Source organism: Herbidospora sp. RD11066 (assembly GCF_054661255.1).
Map to the genome: position 1 here is coordinate 672580 of NZ_BAAGDO010000001.1, position 13757 is coordinate 686336.

The following is a 13757-nucleotide window of genomic DNA, read 5'->3' on the forward strand; positions in this document are numbered from 1 at the left end:
ATGATCGTCGGCCGTGGCGCGTTATCGATCCTGCTCCTCGTTCCGCTGCTCACCGGGTGCTGGGTCTGTGTGCCCGGCCGGTACGAGGTCGAGGTGCCCCCGGCCGGGGCCGCGCCCGAGGAGGTCGTCGCGGCCTACATCGACGCCGCGCTCGGGAAGGACAGCGAGACGATCAGGGCCGTGATGGTGCCCGAGACGGACTTCGGCGAGGAGTTCAACGGCCGGTTCTCACCGTTCCGGCACTGGGACGCGGCCGCGAACATCGACATCGCCGACTCGTACCCGTCGGAGATGGACTGCCCGCCGGGCGCGAAATGCCGGCGTATGAGCGTGTCCATGGACCTCTGTGGCGACACCGGATATCCCACCGGCGACTTCTGGGCCGTCTTCGAGGTGCGCTGGGTGAGGGACCGCTGGCTCGTGTCCGGGTTCGGGAGCGGGACGTGAAACGGCCGTGGTCTCGTACCGGAGACCACGGCCGTTCACGCGGGTCAGACGTCGACTCGGCTGATCTTGAGGCCGAGGGACGTGAACTGGTCGAACGGGTGGTGGTAACCCCGCTCGATGTGATTGACGCCGCGCAGGGTCGAGGTGCCCTCGGCCACCGCCGCCGCCAGGACCGCCGAGAAGCCCGCCCGGATGTCGGGGAGGGTCACGTCGGCGCCGCGGAGCTTGGAGACGCCGCGGACGACCGCCGAGTGCTTGGCGTTGGTGTCGTGGTAGCGGCAGGCCGGGCCACCCAGGCACTGGGCGAAGACCTCGATCTCGCAGCCCATCTTCTGGAGCGCGGGGACGTACACCAGACGGTTCTCGAAGACCGTCTCGTGGAGCACCGACATGCCCTCGGCGCGGGTGAACAGGACCATGAGCGGCGTCTGCCAGTCGGTCATGAACCCGGGGTGGGTGTCGGTCTGGACGGCCGCCGCGCGCAGGCCGTCGGGGGCCGAGGCGGTCAGCCACTCGTCGGTGATGTCGAACTGGGCGCCCATGCGGGCCAGCGTCGTGATCGCGGTGACCAGACGGTCCTGCGGGCAGCCGTGGACGCGGACCTCGCCGCCGGTGACCAGGCCCGCCACGAGGTAGGAGAACGCCTCGATGCGGTCGCCGGCCAGCCACGTGGCCGCGCCGCGCAGCTTCTCGACGCCCTCGATGACGATGCGGCGGTCGGGGGACAGCTCGATCATCGCGCCCATGCGCTGGAGGAACAGCGCCAGCTCGACGACCTCGGGCTCCATGGCGGCGCCCTTGATGACCGTCTTGCCCTCGGCCAGGACGGCCGTCATCAGGATGGTCTCGGTCGCGCCGACGCTCGGGTAGGGGAGCGTGATGCGGGTGCCGTGGAGGCGGGAGGCCTTGGCGGTGATGCCGCTTTCGTCCTCGATGATCTCGGCGCCCATCTGGCGCAGCGCCTCGAGGTGGAAGTTGACCGGGCGGCGGCCGATCGGGTCGCCGCCGACCATCGGCACGAACGCCTCGCCCGCCAGGTGGAGCAGCGGGCCGAGCATCAGGATCGGGATGCGGTTGAGGCCGGTGTACTTCTCCGGGACCCTCGGCTCGATCACGGCGCCGCGTTCGAGGACGATCTCGCCGTTGGCGATCTCGACGTGGATGCCCAGGGCCTCCAGCATGGCGGCGGTCAGGTGGACCTCGCCGACTTCGGGCGCGTTGTGGAGGGTGCTCGGACCCTCGCCGAGCATGGCCGCGACCATGTGCTTGGACACGGCGTTCTTGGACCCTCGGACCTCGACGTCCCCCCGCAGCGGGCCGGAGGGTTCGATGAGCCAGGCTTGTTCGTTCACCCGCCAATGCTAACGGCGTGGCCCGCCTGGTCTAGGTAGGTACCATCGTGACGGTGCGGCCTGTGAAGTACTTCGGTGGGACGGTCCTGATCCTGGCGGTGCTGGGCGTGCCGGCGGGATTCCTGTGGTCCGCGCTGGCGCCCCGCACCCGTTACGTCCTCTACGAGGGCGCGTGGCGGGTGGCCGATCCCAACACCCAGTCGCTCATCGCCGCCGACGGCTACTTCGCGCTGATCACCGCGACGCTCGGGGTGGTCGCGGGGCTGATCGCCTACCGCCGGGCGGGCGACGACGGGCTGCCGATCGTCCTCGGGCTCGCCGCCGGAGGGCTGGCCGGGTCGTTCGTGGCCTACCTGATCGGGTCGTCGATGGGGGGCGAGATCGTCAAGGCCGCGACGTCGGCGGGCGAGTTCGCGACCCGGGATCTGCTCGGGGTGACGGCCAAGGGCGTGCTGGTGTTCTGGGCCGCGCTCGCGGCCGGGATGTACTGGGCGCGCGAGTTCGCGGTCACCTACCGGGAGCGGAAAGCGGAGGACGCGTCCATCCCACCCGCGTAGCCTGCTCGAAGGCGTATCCGAGCTTCAGCACGCCGAGGTCGTCCCAGGGACGGCCGATGATCTGCACCCCGACCGGCAGCCCGTCAGAGGTGAAGCCGCAGGGGACCGACAGGGCCGGGACGCCCAGCACGCTGATCAGGTAGCAGGAGCGCATCCAGGTCAGGTAGTCGGGCATGGGGACGCCGTCGATCTCCCGTACATAAGGATCTTCGACCGGGAACGGCGGGACCTGGCTGACCGGGGCGATCAGGTAGTCCCAGGTGCCGAAGAAGGCGGCGACGCGGTGCCAGAGGCGGGTGCGCCGCTTCTCTGCGGTCGCCAGGTCGGCGCCGGTGAGCTCGCGCCCGCGCTCGACGTTCCAGCGCACGTTCTCGCCGACCCCCTGCAGGTCGCCGTAGGTGGCGAGATACCACCAGGCCCGATAGGTACGGAACGCCTCGTCGGCGCCCGCCAGATTCAGATCGGCGTGCTCGACGGTCGCGCCCAGCCCTTCGAGGACCGTCGCCGCCGTCGCGGTCACCCCGGCCGTCTCGCGGTCGACGGGCAGCCCGCCGAGCTCGGGGGAGAAGGCGATCCGCAGCCCGCTCACGTCGCTGTCGAGTTCCTGGCCGAACACGGCGGGGTCCTCCCGGATCGACAGGGGCGAACTCGGGTCGGGGCCCGCGATGGCGGTCAGGAAAAGAGCCAGGTCGTGGACGGTCCGCGCCATCGGCCCCGACACCCCGAGGGTGAACCACGCGGCGGTCGTCGACTTCGACGGCACCCGGCCGGGCGTCGGGCGCAGGCCCACGATGTTGCAGAACGACGCCGGGTTGCGCAGCGAGCCGCCCATGTCGCTGCCGTCGGCCAGCGGGGTCATCCCGGACGCCAGCGCCGCCGCCGCGCCGCCGCTCGACCCCCCGGCCGACTTCGTCAGGTCGTAGGGGTTGCGGGTGGCGCCGAACACCTCGTTCACGGTGTGGGAGCCGGTGCCGAACTCGGGGGTGTTGGTCTTGCCGATCATCACCCCGCCGGCCGCCCGGACCCGCTTCACCACCAGGTCGTCGGTCGTCGGCACGTGGTCGGCGAAGATCTTCGACCCGAAGGTGGTCCGGACGCCCCTGGTCGACACCAGGTCCTTGTGGGCGACCGGCAGCCCGTGCAGCGGCCCCTGCCACGGCCCGGAGTCGAGCTCCGCCGCCCGGTCGAGGGCCTGCTCGGCGGTGACCGTCACGATGGCGTTGACCTGGGGATTGACCGCCTCGATGCGGTCGAGATGTGCCTGGGTGACCTCGACCGCGCTGATCTCCCGTGCGCGCAGCAGGGCCGAGGTCTCCGACGCGGTCAGATAGTGCAGTTCCGTCACCCGCGTCACGATATCCGGGCGGCGGGCCCCCGCGCCGCCGCGCCGTGCTCTGAAAGTACGCCCGGAGGTATGCCCGGTTCGTCCTCCGTGAAGGTGAACTTGGCATCCACCCTCGGTAGGGTTCCCTGGTGCTTCCGGACCATCTCTTCGACCCTCTCGACCTCGACTCCGCGCTCGAACGCGCCTACGACCGGGGTGAGGAGCGCGCCGCGTGGGAACTGCTCGCCGACGCCCTGATGGACCCGAGGGCCCGGGGTGACCGCCGCATCCCCGCCTACGTCGTCGAGCTCATCGACGACTACACCCTCGACGGCTGGGAGCAGGACACCCTCGACCTCCTCCACGACCTCATCGGCGTCGAGCCCGCCCTGAGCGGCCCGCTGCGCGCCCCGATGGCCGAGCTCCACGGCCAGCTCGGCGACTCCGCCACGGCCCTGCGCCTCCTGCGCACCCGCCGCACCGAGCTCGGCCGCCTGCCCGACGACGAGCGCGACGAGGAGTTCTACCCGGCCGCCGCGATGATCGCCGGGCCGTTCGACGCCGAGTTCGCCGCCGACCTCCTCGACGAGGGCCTGCGCCTGGCTCTGGCCCTCGGCCGCCCGCCCGCCGCCCTGCGCTACCTCGACCTGCTGCGCCGTCGCTTCGGCGGGCCGGGCCCTCTGTCCGACCAGGTCGAGGCGCTGGCCGTGGCCGAACCCAAGGCGCCCAAGACGACCCAGCCGGTGATCGAGAAGAAGCCGACCGTCCGGCTGCCGTATGTGGCGGGCGACGACCTCCAGGCCTTGGAGGCCGGTTTCAAGAAGGCCGACCTGGAGACCAGGGTCGCCGTCGTCCGTCTGGGGGATGACGCGCCCGCCTCCGAGGAGGAGCGCTTGCGGCTGGTCGCGCTGGCCGACCCGGAAGACGACATCGCCTGGCCGCCGGGGCGCAACGACTCGTGCTGGTGCGGGTCGGAGCGCAAGTACAAGAAATGCTGCGGCTCGCCGGTTTAGTTCCGCGCCGTGATCCGGCGCCCAGGCTCGTCGGCCGGGCTACGCGGAAAATCGTTCGTGGCCCACGACGGCGAGCAATTTGAGCTTCTCGTCGCCCTCGCTGCGCGGGGGAGCGGTCAGGACCAGGAGCGCTTGTGACTGGTCTTCGGTGAAGAGGACCTGGCAGTCGAGTTCGATCGGGCCCAGCTGCGGATGCACGAGCGTCTTGTGGTCTTCGAAGCGGCGGGCCACCTCGTGGCGGTCCCACAGGGCGGCGAACTCGGGGCTGGCCTTCTGCAGGGCCCTGACCAGCTCGCCCGCGCGGGACTTCGGGCCCATCGTCCCGTACGCCGCCCGCAGGTTCGCCACCATGGTCCGGCTCTGGCGGTCGTGGTCGTCTTCGGGGTAGATGCGGCGTTCGGCCGGGTCGGTGAACCAGCGGTAGACGTCGCTGCGGGCCAGGCCCGTGTAGGCCGAGCGGTCGCCGAACAGCGCCTGGGCCATCCGGTTGGCGATCAGGGTCTCGCCCAGGCTCGACAGGATCAGGGCCGGGGTGTCGTGGAGCCGGTCGAGGACCCGCAGCAGCGCGGGCGCCACGTGGGAGGCGCCGGTGACGCTCTCGGGGGCGGTGCGCCCCGCCAGGTGGAACAGGTAGTGGCGCTCGTCGCCGGTCAGGCGCAGCGCCCTGGCCAGGGACGAGAGCATCTGCTCGCTCGGCTGCGGGCCGCGGCGCTGCTCCAGCCTCGTGTAGTAGTCGGTCGACATCAGCGCCAGCGCGGCGACCTCCTCGCGGCGCAGCCCGGGGGCGCGGCGGCGGGCGCCTTCGGGCAGGCCCACGTCTTCCGGACGCAGGGCCTCCCGGTGACGGCGGAGGAAATCGGCCAGGTCTGAGCGGTCCACGTACACCAACCTATGCCGCGCCCGAAACCGGTAACCAGGGACCGCCGATCCCCCGACAAGTGCTCTCTGCACGATCCCCGGCCCGCGGGGAAGAGTCGGGGCATGGACATCACCGGAAACACCGTCTTCATCCCCGGCGCCACGAGCGGCATCGGCCTCGCCCTGGCCAGGGCCCTGCGCGACAGGGGCAACACCGTGATCGTCGGCGGGCGCCGGGCCGAGCGCTTCGAGGAGCTCGCCGCAGAAGGATTCGGCACGGTCCGGATCGACACCGCCGACCCGGCGAGCATCGAGCAGGCCGCCAAGGAGGTGCTCCAGAGCCACCCGCGCCTCAACGTGCTGGTCGCGATGGCCGGGATCATGCGGGCCGAAGACTGGACCCGCCCCGAGGGGTTCCTCGCCACGGCCGAGGCGGTCGTCACGACCAACGTCCTGGGGCCGATCCGGTTGATCGCCGCCTTCGTCGACCACCTTCTGGGCCAGGACGACGCCACGATCGTCACCGTCTCCTCGGGCCTGGCGTTCGTGCCGCTGCGCGTCACCCCGACCTACAACGCCTCCAAGGCCGCGATCCACATGCTCAGCGAGTCGATCCGCCTGCAGTACGCCGGCACCTCGGTGAAGGTCGTCGAGCTGGTGCCGCCCTCGGTGCGGACCGAGCTGATGCCCGGCCAGCAGGACAACGAGCACGCCATGCCCCTCGACGCGTTCGTCGCCGAGACCATGGCGCTCCTGGAGTCACAACCTGACGCGAAGGAGATCCAGGTCGAGCGGGTGAAGTTCCTGCGCGGGGCCGAGGTCCGGGGCGACTACGACCACGTCGTGGGTGTGCTCAACGCCACAGATCCGCATGGAAACAAATAATTGAAGATTTAGTCACCTGGAGAGTCAGTTATCACTACCCTCCTTGCCGTGATAGATCAGGAACTTCCCATAGATGAAGTCAGAAATCAGGAAATTACCCCAACGGAGGAGCCCGACGACCGCGGCAGCGTGATCAGCCTGCTCGAACGGATCGCCTCGGTCATCCTCCCGATCGGCGTCGCCCTGTACGCCGTCCTCTACCTCGGCATCGAGGAGATCTACGCCACCTTCGGGATCAACCCGCAGCAGGCCGGCATCGACCAGTCGATCCTGTTCAGCCGCCTCATGAGCACGCTGGTGCTGGTGCTGCTGCTCGGCATCCCGCTGCTCGGCCTGCTCGTCGGGATCGCCTGGCTGGTGAACGTGGTCACCTTCGGCGCCGCCGGGCGCGCGGTGGCCTGGATCAGGTCGCGGCCGTGGGTGGCCGGGCTGATCGCCGCGCTGTGGTGCGGGGCGACGTACTGGGGCTTCTACAACTTCTTCGCCGACCTCAACCTGACGGTCATGATCGTCATCGCGGTCGGCCTGGGCCTGGTGACCTTCCTGGTGCCCTTCCAGCTCCTGCGCCGCCGTCCCGTGGGCCGGGCCGGCCTGAAGGTGCTCATCGGCGGCCTGACCGGGCTCGGGCTGGGCTTCCTGCTCATCCTGAACCTCGCCTCGGCCGCGCTCACCATGCGCGAGACCGGCCAGGCCAACTTCCTGCTCAGCACCGTCGGCTTCCAGGACCAATGGGCGATCCTGGTCGACAAGGAGAAGGACACGCCCCTCTACGACGGCCGCTGGATGATGATCCTCGGCGAGCGCGAGGGCACCTACCTGATCTACGACTGCGACAAGATGGAGACCATCCGGCGCCCGATGGAGTCGGCCGTCCTCACCCAGGTGCAGCTCGACCCCGAACGCGAAGAGGGCTTCTCCTGCGGCACGATGGTCGAGGAGACCGGCTAGACCTTCCCGATCTCCGCGGTGATGGCGCCCGTGAGCGTCACCAGGTTGCCCGGGGCCGTCTCGATCTGAAGACCCCGCCGACCTGCCGAGAAGTAGATCGTCTCGAAGGCCAGCGCCGACGCGTCGACCACGGTCGGCAGCCGTTTGCGCTGGCCCAGCGGGCTGATCCCGCCGACCACGTAACCCGTCACCCGCTCGACCTTGGCCGCGTCGGCCATCGCCGCCTTCTTGCCCTTCAGCGCCGCCGCGAACGCCTTCAGGTCGAGTTTCCCGGCCACCGGCACCACCGCGACCGCGAGCCCGCCCTCGGTCTCGGCCACGAGCGTCTTGAAGATCCGCTCATAGGGCACACCGAGCGCGTCGGCCGCCTCTTCACCGTAGGCCTGCGCGTTCGCGTCGTGCGCATAGGGGTGGAGGGTGAACTCGGCCCCGGCCTTGGCCAGCGCCACCGTCGCGGGAGTCCCCTGCCCGCCTTTCGTCTTCACCGGTCTAGGTTACGGGGGGACGACCCCCCGAGCCCCCCGCTGTGATGGGGCTGCGCCCCCTCACGCTCCCCCCGGCCCGCTTTCGCGGTCCCGGCCGTCGCCTTCGCTCCGGGGTCGCTGCGCTCCGTGCGAAGGGCTCCGCCCCTCGCACTCCCTGGAGGGGCCTCGCTCCGCTCGGGGGGATCTCGCTTCGCTCGTCTCGATCTTCTTTGTTCCCGCTTCGCCCGCCCAGCCACCTTCGGCCAACCGATCACCAGGATCGAACGGGGTGGCCGGACAACTGGCGGAGGCTCGAAGCACTCAGCTGATGTCGACGTACCACCGGTCGTGACACCGGTAACCGCCCTCTACGGGATAGATACACGCGCGGACCGGAACATGCCAGTTGTCGATGCTCGGAGTCTGCAGGTAATTCGCCCCGCGTGGGGTGAAGGTCGCTGAGCATGTGATGTACGAGGAGCCGTTCACCTCAGACGTCGTCACCCATTTCTTGGTGAATGGCTTGTTGCTTCTCTGAAGGATCAGCACGTCACCCACACGGAGGTTGGTCGCCGTGGCGAACGTGTTGTTCCGTTGGGTCCCGTTCTTCAGCCCGACCTCCCGCCCCGCGTAGGAGAAAAGGAGAATTTTTTGCAGCTCGGGCCGCGTTCACCTGACCGAGCTTTTGGCCCCATCTCCGCGTCCAATTTTCGACCTCGGGGCCGAAAAATCACAATGGTGTATACGCGTCCACCTGTGGAGCCTTGCTGAACCGATGACTTCGACGAGGACTCGCCACGGTCAAGCATGCATCCGGAGCACTATGTCTTCCGCTTTTGGAAGACTGCGGAACGTGAATAGGAGCGTACGAACAGATCGTCGATCGACGCCACCGGCGTGGTAAGCCTGGGCGCCGGGTGGCCAAGCGCGAACAGAGGAACGAGAAGTTCCGAGCGGCCACATCAGAGAAGTTGAACCCCGGCAACCCGGCGCTCGGACGCCCGGCGCTTGCCGGCCTTCAGGGTCCGCGGCCTGGCTGGGGGGCCGCGCGCCCCCAGCCGACCCGGCGGCGGTCGTCCGGGACCGAGGACCCGTCCGCGGTGGCGGGTCCGGTCGGGTGCCCGGGTCGGACGGAGCTCAGGTGCAGGTGATGGAGATCGGCGTGGTCGCGACGCGCTGAGAGAAGTCGGGCGCTCCGCCGTCGAGGTTGGCGAATCCGTAACCCATGACGTGGTAGGCGCCGGGCACGCACGCCACCATGTTGAGCTTGTAGGCGTAGGCCCGGTTGTTCAGGTAGGTCTCGGCGTAGCCTAGGAAGGTCCCGTCCCGATACAACGAGAGATATCCGCCGATATACACCACGCTCTGGTTGCAATTGACCTCGACGTAAGCGTAAACGTTGGTCGTGTAGAGCTGGGTCGGGTTGCTGATGGTGATGCCGCAGCTGAGAGCCGCGGCATTCGTGCCGGCCGCGGTCGCCGCCTGAGCGGAGGGTGCGCCGAGTGCCAGGGTCGCCGCCGCGCATAATGCGAGGGTGCGCATTCCACGATGAGGTTTCAAGTAGCCATCTCTCCCTACGGCCTATGGTGTTCCTGAGCGCGTGGGTGGCGCGCCCGAGATGCTGCGGGAAACGCCTTCTCGGGGAGGATCACATAATGGCCACGGGTCGAATAGTCTCCTTCGGAGTGCGGTCCGCCCCCACTCCGAAACAAACCGGGTGACTCGCGGTTTTCGCGCGGCCCGTAAAAGGCCCGGACCTCGCCGGACGAATCAACGGGCCGGTCACGCGCCATGTGACGCGATGCGATGTACCGGTCACAACCACGCCATCCCATCGCTTGAGCGGCGTTTCCGGTGAAACGTTCACCGCGAGTCCTGCGGTCCGACGGGACGATGGTCCACTCCCGGCTGACGCGGTCAACCTGGACGACTACTCGAGGACGCGTTCGCTCGGCGCCCTCCGCTCATGGCGTCGATGTCGGCGCCGATGCAGACGAACCCGGCCGCCGTGACGTCGTCGCCCGCCTCCCGCTGGGTCTCGGCCAGCGCCGTGGCCGTGGACACTCCCGCCGCGAGCCTCTCGTGGAGCGCGATCATCAGGGGCCGGGTACGGGCGTCCGGTACCGGGACCATCGACGCGACCACGCAGCGGGTGCCCAGGGACAGGAAGGTCGTGCTGAGGCCGAGGAGTTCGTCGCCCGCCCTGACCACCGACCGGCCGCTCTCGCACGCGGCCAGGACGACCAGTTCCGGTGGGGTGCGGAGGCGCTCCAGGTCGTAGACCGTCAGGGGGCCGTCGGCCAGGTGCAGGGAGGAGAAGAGGGGGTTGGCCGTGTTCACCCGGCCGTGGGCGGCCAGGTGGGCCAGCCTCGCGCCGTCGAGTGCGGCCAGCGTCGAGTCCCGGGTGGGGACGGTTCCGTAGATGGCGGCCACCTCGGCCACCTCCGCCGCCGCGTCCGGGAGCCCCGGCCCGGCGGCCACCACGACGGGACCCGTGCCGGTGGCGGGGCGGACCACGGCCTGACGCCACAGCGCGGCCGACGGTGACACCGCCACCGGGCGGCCCGAGCACGACGGCAGCACCGGCCAGGGGAGTCCCTGCAACGGGCCGGTCGGCACGATCACCAGCGGCCTCTCGCCGAGACCCAGCGGGGCCAGCAGCAGCGCGTCGAGCCGGGCGGCGGCGTGGCGGAGCATGCGGGCCGCCGCCGACGAGCCGCCCCGGGTGTCGCCCGACCTGGCCAGGCGCCGCAGGGCGAACGGGACCCGCTCGACCAGGTCACGTACCGCTCCCACAGGGCCCAAAGTGGTCAGCCGGGCCCGGCCGCCGATGATTGTGACGGCCGACAGCAGCCCATCGAGGAGGACGAACTCCACCAGCGCCCGGTCCTCCAGCAGCGGTGCCAGCGAACGGATCACACCGGGGGCGCGCCGCGCCTCGGGGCCCTGTGGCGCGCCCGCCCGGGACCGGATGTAGTCGCGGATCCTGCGTTCCAGGAGCGCTTGGCGGTCGGTGACCGAAGGGTCCCGGGATGTGCGCGCGTCGGTCGCGACCGCGCGCAGTTCGGTCAGGTGCTCGGCCAGCCGGGGGTCGTCGGGCGGCCGGACCCGGCGCATCAGCAGGTGGCTGGCCCGGCCCTGCTCGGCCCAGCCGAGCACCCGCGCGGGGGCGCCCTCCTCCAGGGCCATCCGCAGCCCGAGTTCGGCCAGTTCGACCCGGAATCCGGCCGAATGGGCCCGCAGGTCGGTCGCGCCGAGCGCGGCCCGGTGCTCGTCGAGCAGCCGCAGCCCCCGACGCACCGCCGCCGACGCACCCGCTCTGTCGCCCAGGGCCAAGCGGCGTAGAGCCTCGGCGTGCCAGCCGCGTACCCGTAAAAGGGCGGGTCCCCGATGCCGGAAACGTGCGGCGACGGCGAGCAGATCGAGCGCACCCGACTTCCGGGCGACACGTGCTCCCAGCAGCCTGGCCTCCACCGACGCGGCCGTCCAGCCCGCCTCCGAGAGTTCCTCGGCGATCGCCGCGAGCCTGGCGGTCGTCACCCCCGGCTGCCCGGCTTCCAGTCTCGATCGCAGCACCACGAACGACGCCAGGGCCCGCCACTCCGGGCGTTGCTGAGCGCCGAACTCCCTGGCCGCGCGGCGGGCCGCCTCGACCGCCCGCTCGTGGTCGCCGTCGAGGGTGGCCGTGCGGGCGAGGAGGAGGCGTACCTCCGGCAGGACGATCGCCCGGCGGCGGCGGCGCAGTTCGGCGACCGCCTCCTCGGCGGCGGCCCGCGCCTCGGCGGTGAGGCCGACCGACAGCAGCAGCTCCGAGCGGTCGCTCAGCAGCCAGCCGAGCTGGTGGGTGCCGAGTTCCCGGAAGCGGGTCTCGGCCAGGTCGAGGTAGCGCAGGGCGCCCGGGACGTCGCCCCGGACCCCGCGCACCCAGCCCAGGTTCAGCCGGACCACCGCGAGCGACAGGTCGAGCCCGAGGCCGGCGCAGAGGTCTTCGGCCTCGTGGAAGTCGGCCTCGGCCAGGGCGAACTCGTGGCGGTAGCCGTACACGATCCCGCGGTTGGAGAGCACCCGCTGGAGCCAGACATGGTCCTGCGCGCGGCGCAGGACCGGGATGGCCTGGCGGTAGGAGGCCAGGGCGTCGGCGTGGCGGCCGAGGTGGTTGAAGACGGCGGCGCGCTGGGCCTCGGCCCGGCCCCTGAGCTCGCCGTGCAGGCTCGGGAGCAGCGCCTCCAGATCGGCGAGGGCCTGGCGGGGGCGGCCGCGCATGCTGGTGACGAAGGCCATGCGGATCTTCGCCTCGGCGGCCAGCTCGGGGGAGCCCGCGCGCCCGGCGGTCCGGATGGCCGCGCGCAGGTGGCGGGCCGCCGTCGCCAGGTCGTCGAGGTGGACGGCGGCGATGCCCAGCGCGCGTTCGGCCCGGGACAGGGCCGCCAGGTCGTTGTGGTCGCGGGCGGTGGCGGCCACCGACGCCGCGACGATCACCGCCCGGCCCGGATCGGCCTCCGCGAGCATGAGCGCCGCCCGCGCCGGATCCTGGGTCGTCGTCACCCGTCGCAGTTTCTCATTCGATTTCCGTCAGGGATGTATCAAACCGGTGAGTGCCCGCTCATCAATCGGAAGCGCACATCTGCGAGGGAGATCCCATGCCTTTCACCGACTCGGGCGGCGTGTTCCGCAGCGACACCGAGGCCTGGAAGGTCGACCAGCTCGTGGTCGACCTGCGATATCGGACACTCGTCCAGAAGAGCCTCACCGACCTCACCGGTCACACCTGGCGCGAACTCGACACCAGCCCCGAACTGGGCCTGGTCCTGTGCGAACTCCCCGACCTGGCCGCCATCGAGGCGGTCCTGATCCCCGGCTATCTGGAGGCGGTCCGCCAGTCACGGGAGGGGCGCTACGACCCCGATGACCCGATTCCCGCTCTCGATCTGGTCCTGTACGCCCTCCGCGCCTCCTTCGAGGACAAATACGACGGCTGGGCGCCCCCGATGGCCAAGAACCGGCTGCTCGACGGGGTGCAGGGGTCGCCGTACACGGGAGGCGGGCGGCCCGACGAGCTGTCTCCGGCCGTGCAGGCCGACCTGGCCCGCTCGACCGCGCCGGGCACCGGGGTCCACGTCGGGATCCTCGACTCCCAGGTCGTGCGGCACCTCGAGCTGGAGGGGCGGTTCCTCGCCTCGGCCCAGGACATCTACACCGGCTCCGCGCCGCACCCCTCGCCCGTCGGGCACGCCACCTTCGTGGCCGGGATCATCCTGCGGCACGCGCCCGACGCCGTGCTGATCATGCGGTCGATCCTCGACGACAGGGGCGTCGAGGTCTCCTCGTGGTCGGTGGCCAAGGCGATGGTGGGCTTCCTGAAGACCGACGTGAAGGTCCTCAACATGTCGTTCGGCTGCACCACCCACGACAACCGGCCGCCGACCGTGCTGGAGCGGGCCGTGCAGCGGCTCTCACCGACGATCGTGCTGGTCGCGGCGGCGGGCAACCACGGCAGGCCGTCACGCCGGCGCAGGGAGGCCGGGATCACCGAGGTCACCCCGGTCTGGCCGGCCGCCTGTGCCGACGTGATCGCGGTGGGCGCCCGGGAGGCCGAGTTCAGCCCGAAGGTGCCGTGGATCAACGTGCTGGCCGACGGCCTCGCGGTGACCAGCACCTACCTTTCGGGCGAGGTCGAGCTCATCGAGCGGCTCCTGAACGGGCAGTCGGTCGTCCACGACAAACTGGCCTTCTCCGGGTACGCGACCTGGAGCGGAACCTCCTTCGCCTGCGCCGCCGTGGTCGGCGAGATCGCCGCCCGCGCCACCGCGCAGAACCTCCCGGCACGGACGGCGGCCGACCTCATCGTCGCCGACGCCGCCGACGAGGTGCTCGCCGAACTCAGCCTGTAGTGTCCAGACGGGCCGTCC

At 70.7% G+C, this 13757-nt stretch carries 12 protein-coding genes; 6 read left to right on the plus strand and 6 right to left on the minus strand.

The annotated features are described in order from the left end of the window. Complete coding sequence (locus ACYQ78_RS03080; RefSeq protein WP_459799105.1) at positions 1-447, plus strand: hypothetical protein; 447 nt, start codon at positions 1-3, stop codon at positions 445-447. A gap of 44 nt (positions 448-491) precedes the next feature. On the opposite strand, the gene murA is transcribed toward ACYQ78_RS03080, so the two are convergent. Further along, the gene (murA, locus tag ACYQ78_RS03085) at positions 492-1799 is read right to left on the minus strand and encodes a UDP-N-acetylglucosamine 1-carboxyvinyltransferase (RefSeq protein WP_459799106.1); all 1308 of its coding nucleotides are present in this window, start codon (positions 1797-1799) and stop codon (positions 492-494) included. 53 nt (positions 1800-1852) lie between these two features. On the opposite strand from murA, the gene ACYQ78_RS03090 reads away from it, so the two are divergent. Next, positions 1853-2356, plus strand: a complete 504-nt coding sequence (locus ACYQ78_RS03090; protein ID WP_459799107.1) for a hypothetical protein — start codon at positions 1853-1855, stop codon at positions 2354-2356. On the opposite strand, the gene ACYQ78_RS03095 is transcribed toward ACYQ78_RS03090, so the two are convergent. Next, the gene (locus ACYQ78_RS03095; RefSeq protein WP_459799108.1) at positions 2307-3701 is read right to left on the minus strand and encodes an amidase; all 1395 of its coding nucleotides are present in this window, start codon (positions 3699-3701) and stop codon (positions 2307-2309) included. The genes ACYQ78_RS03090 and ACYQ78_RS03095 overlap by 50 nt on opposite strands. A gap of 128 nt (positions 3702-3829) precedes the next feature. Between ACYQ78_RS03095 and ACYQ78_RS03100 the strand changes: the two genes are divergently transcribed. Further along, the gene (locus ACYQ78_RS03100; RefSeq protein WP_459799109.1) at positions 3830-4693 is read left to right on the plus strand and encodes an SEC-C domain-containing protein; all 864 of its coding nucleotides are present in this window, start codon (positions 3830-3832) and stop codon (positions 4691-4693) included. Between the two features lie 39 nt (positions 4694-4732). Here the strand turns inward: ACYQ78_RS03100 and ACYQ78_RS03105 are convergent, their stop codons facing one another. Continuing rightward, positions 4733-5572, minus strand: a complete 840-nt coding sequence (locus ACYQ78_RS03105) for a helix-turn-helix transcriptional regulator (protein ID WP_459799110.1) — start codon at positions 5570-5572, stop codon at positions 4733-4735. Positions 5573-5674: 102 nt separating this feature from the next. On the opposite strand from ACYQ78_RS03105, the gene ACYQ78_RS03110 reads away from it, so the two are divergent. Continuing rightward, on the plus strand, positions 5675-6436 hold the full coding sequence (locus ACYQ78_RS03110) for an SDR family oxidoreductase (RefSeq protein ID WP_459799111.1): 762 nt from the start codon (positions 5675-5677) through the stop codon (positions 6434-6436). 129 nt (positions 6437-6565) lie between these two features. Next, positions 6566-7384: a hypothetical protein gene (locus tag ACYQ78_RS03115; RefSeq protein WP_459799112.1), complete on the plus strand. Its 819-nt coding sequence runs from the start codon at positions 6566-6568 to the stop codon at positions 7382-7384. Here the strand turns inward: ACYQ78_RS03115 and ybaK are convergent. The 3 genes from ybaK to ACYQ78_RS03130 all read right to left on the minus strand — a co-directional run bounded on the left by ybaK (position 7381) and on the right by ACYQ78_RS03130 (position 12393). Then, on the minus strand, positions 7381-7869 hold the full coding sequence (gene ybaK / locus ACYQ78_RS03120; RefSeq protein WP_459799113.1) for a Cys-tRNA(Pro) deacylase: 489 nt from the start codon (positions 7867-7869) through the stop codon (positions 7381-7383). The two genes, ACYQ78_RS03115 and ybaK, sit on opposite strands and share 4 nt — an antisense overlap. 1116 nt (positions 7870-8985) lie before the next feature. Next, a complete protein-coding gene (locus tag ACYQ78_RS03125) occupies positions 8986-9390 on the minus strand; it encodes a hypothetical protein (RefSeq protein WP_459799114.1) in 405 nt (134 codons plus the stop codon). A gap of 375 nt (positions 9391-9765) precedes the next feature. Continuing rightward, positions 9766-12393 (minus strand): CHAT domain-containing protein, encoded by a 2628-nt coding sequence (locus tag ACYQ78_RS03130; protein WP_459799115.1) that lies wholly within the window; start codon positions 12391-12393, stop codon positions 9766-9768. A gap of 95 nt (positions 12394-12488) precedes the next feature. Between ACYQ78_RS03130 and ACYQ78_RS03135 the strand changes: the two genes are divergently transcribed. After that, complete coding sequence (locus tag ACYQ78_RS03135; RefSeq protein WP_459799116.1) at positions 12489-13739, plus strand: S8 family peptidase; 1251 nt, start codon at positions 12489-12491, stop codon at positions 13737-13739. Positions 13740-13757 lie beyond the last annotated feature (18 nt).

Excerpts from the sequence above, each read along its gene's own strand:
- ACYQ78_RS03080 (WP_459799105.1), top strand. The coding sequence starts at position 1 with ATGATCGTCGGCCGTGGCGCGTTATCGATCCTGCTCCTCGTTCCGCTG.
- ACYQ78_RS03110 (WP_459799111.1), top strand. The coding sequence starts at position 5,675 with ATGGACATCACCGGAAACACCGTCTTCATCCCCGGCGCCACGAGCGGC.
- ACYQ78_RS03125 (WP_459799114.1), bottom strand. The coding sequence starts at position 9,390 with ATGCGCACCCTCGCATTATGCGCGGCGGCGACCCTGGCACTCGGCGCA.
- ACYQ78_RS03135 (WP_459799116.1), top strand. The coding sequence starts at position 12,489 with ATGCCTTTCACCGACTCGGGCGGCGTGTTCCGCAGCGACACCGAGGCC.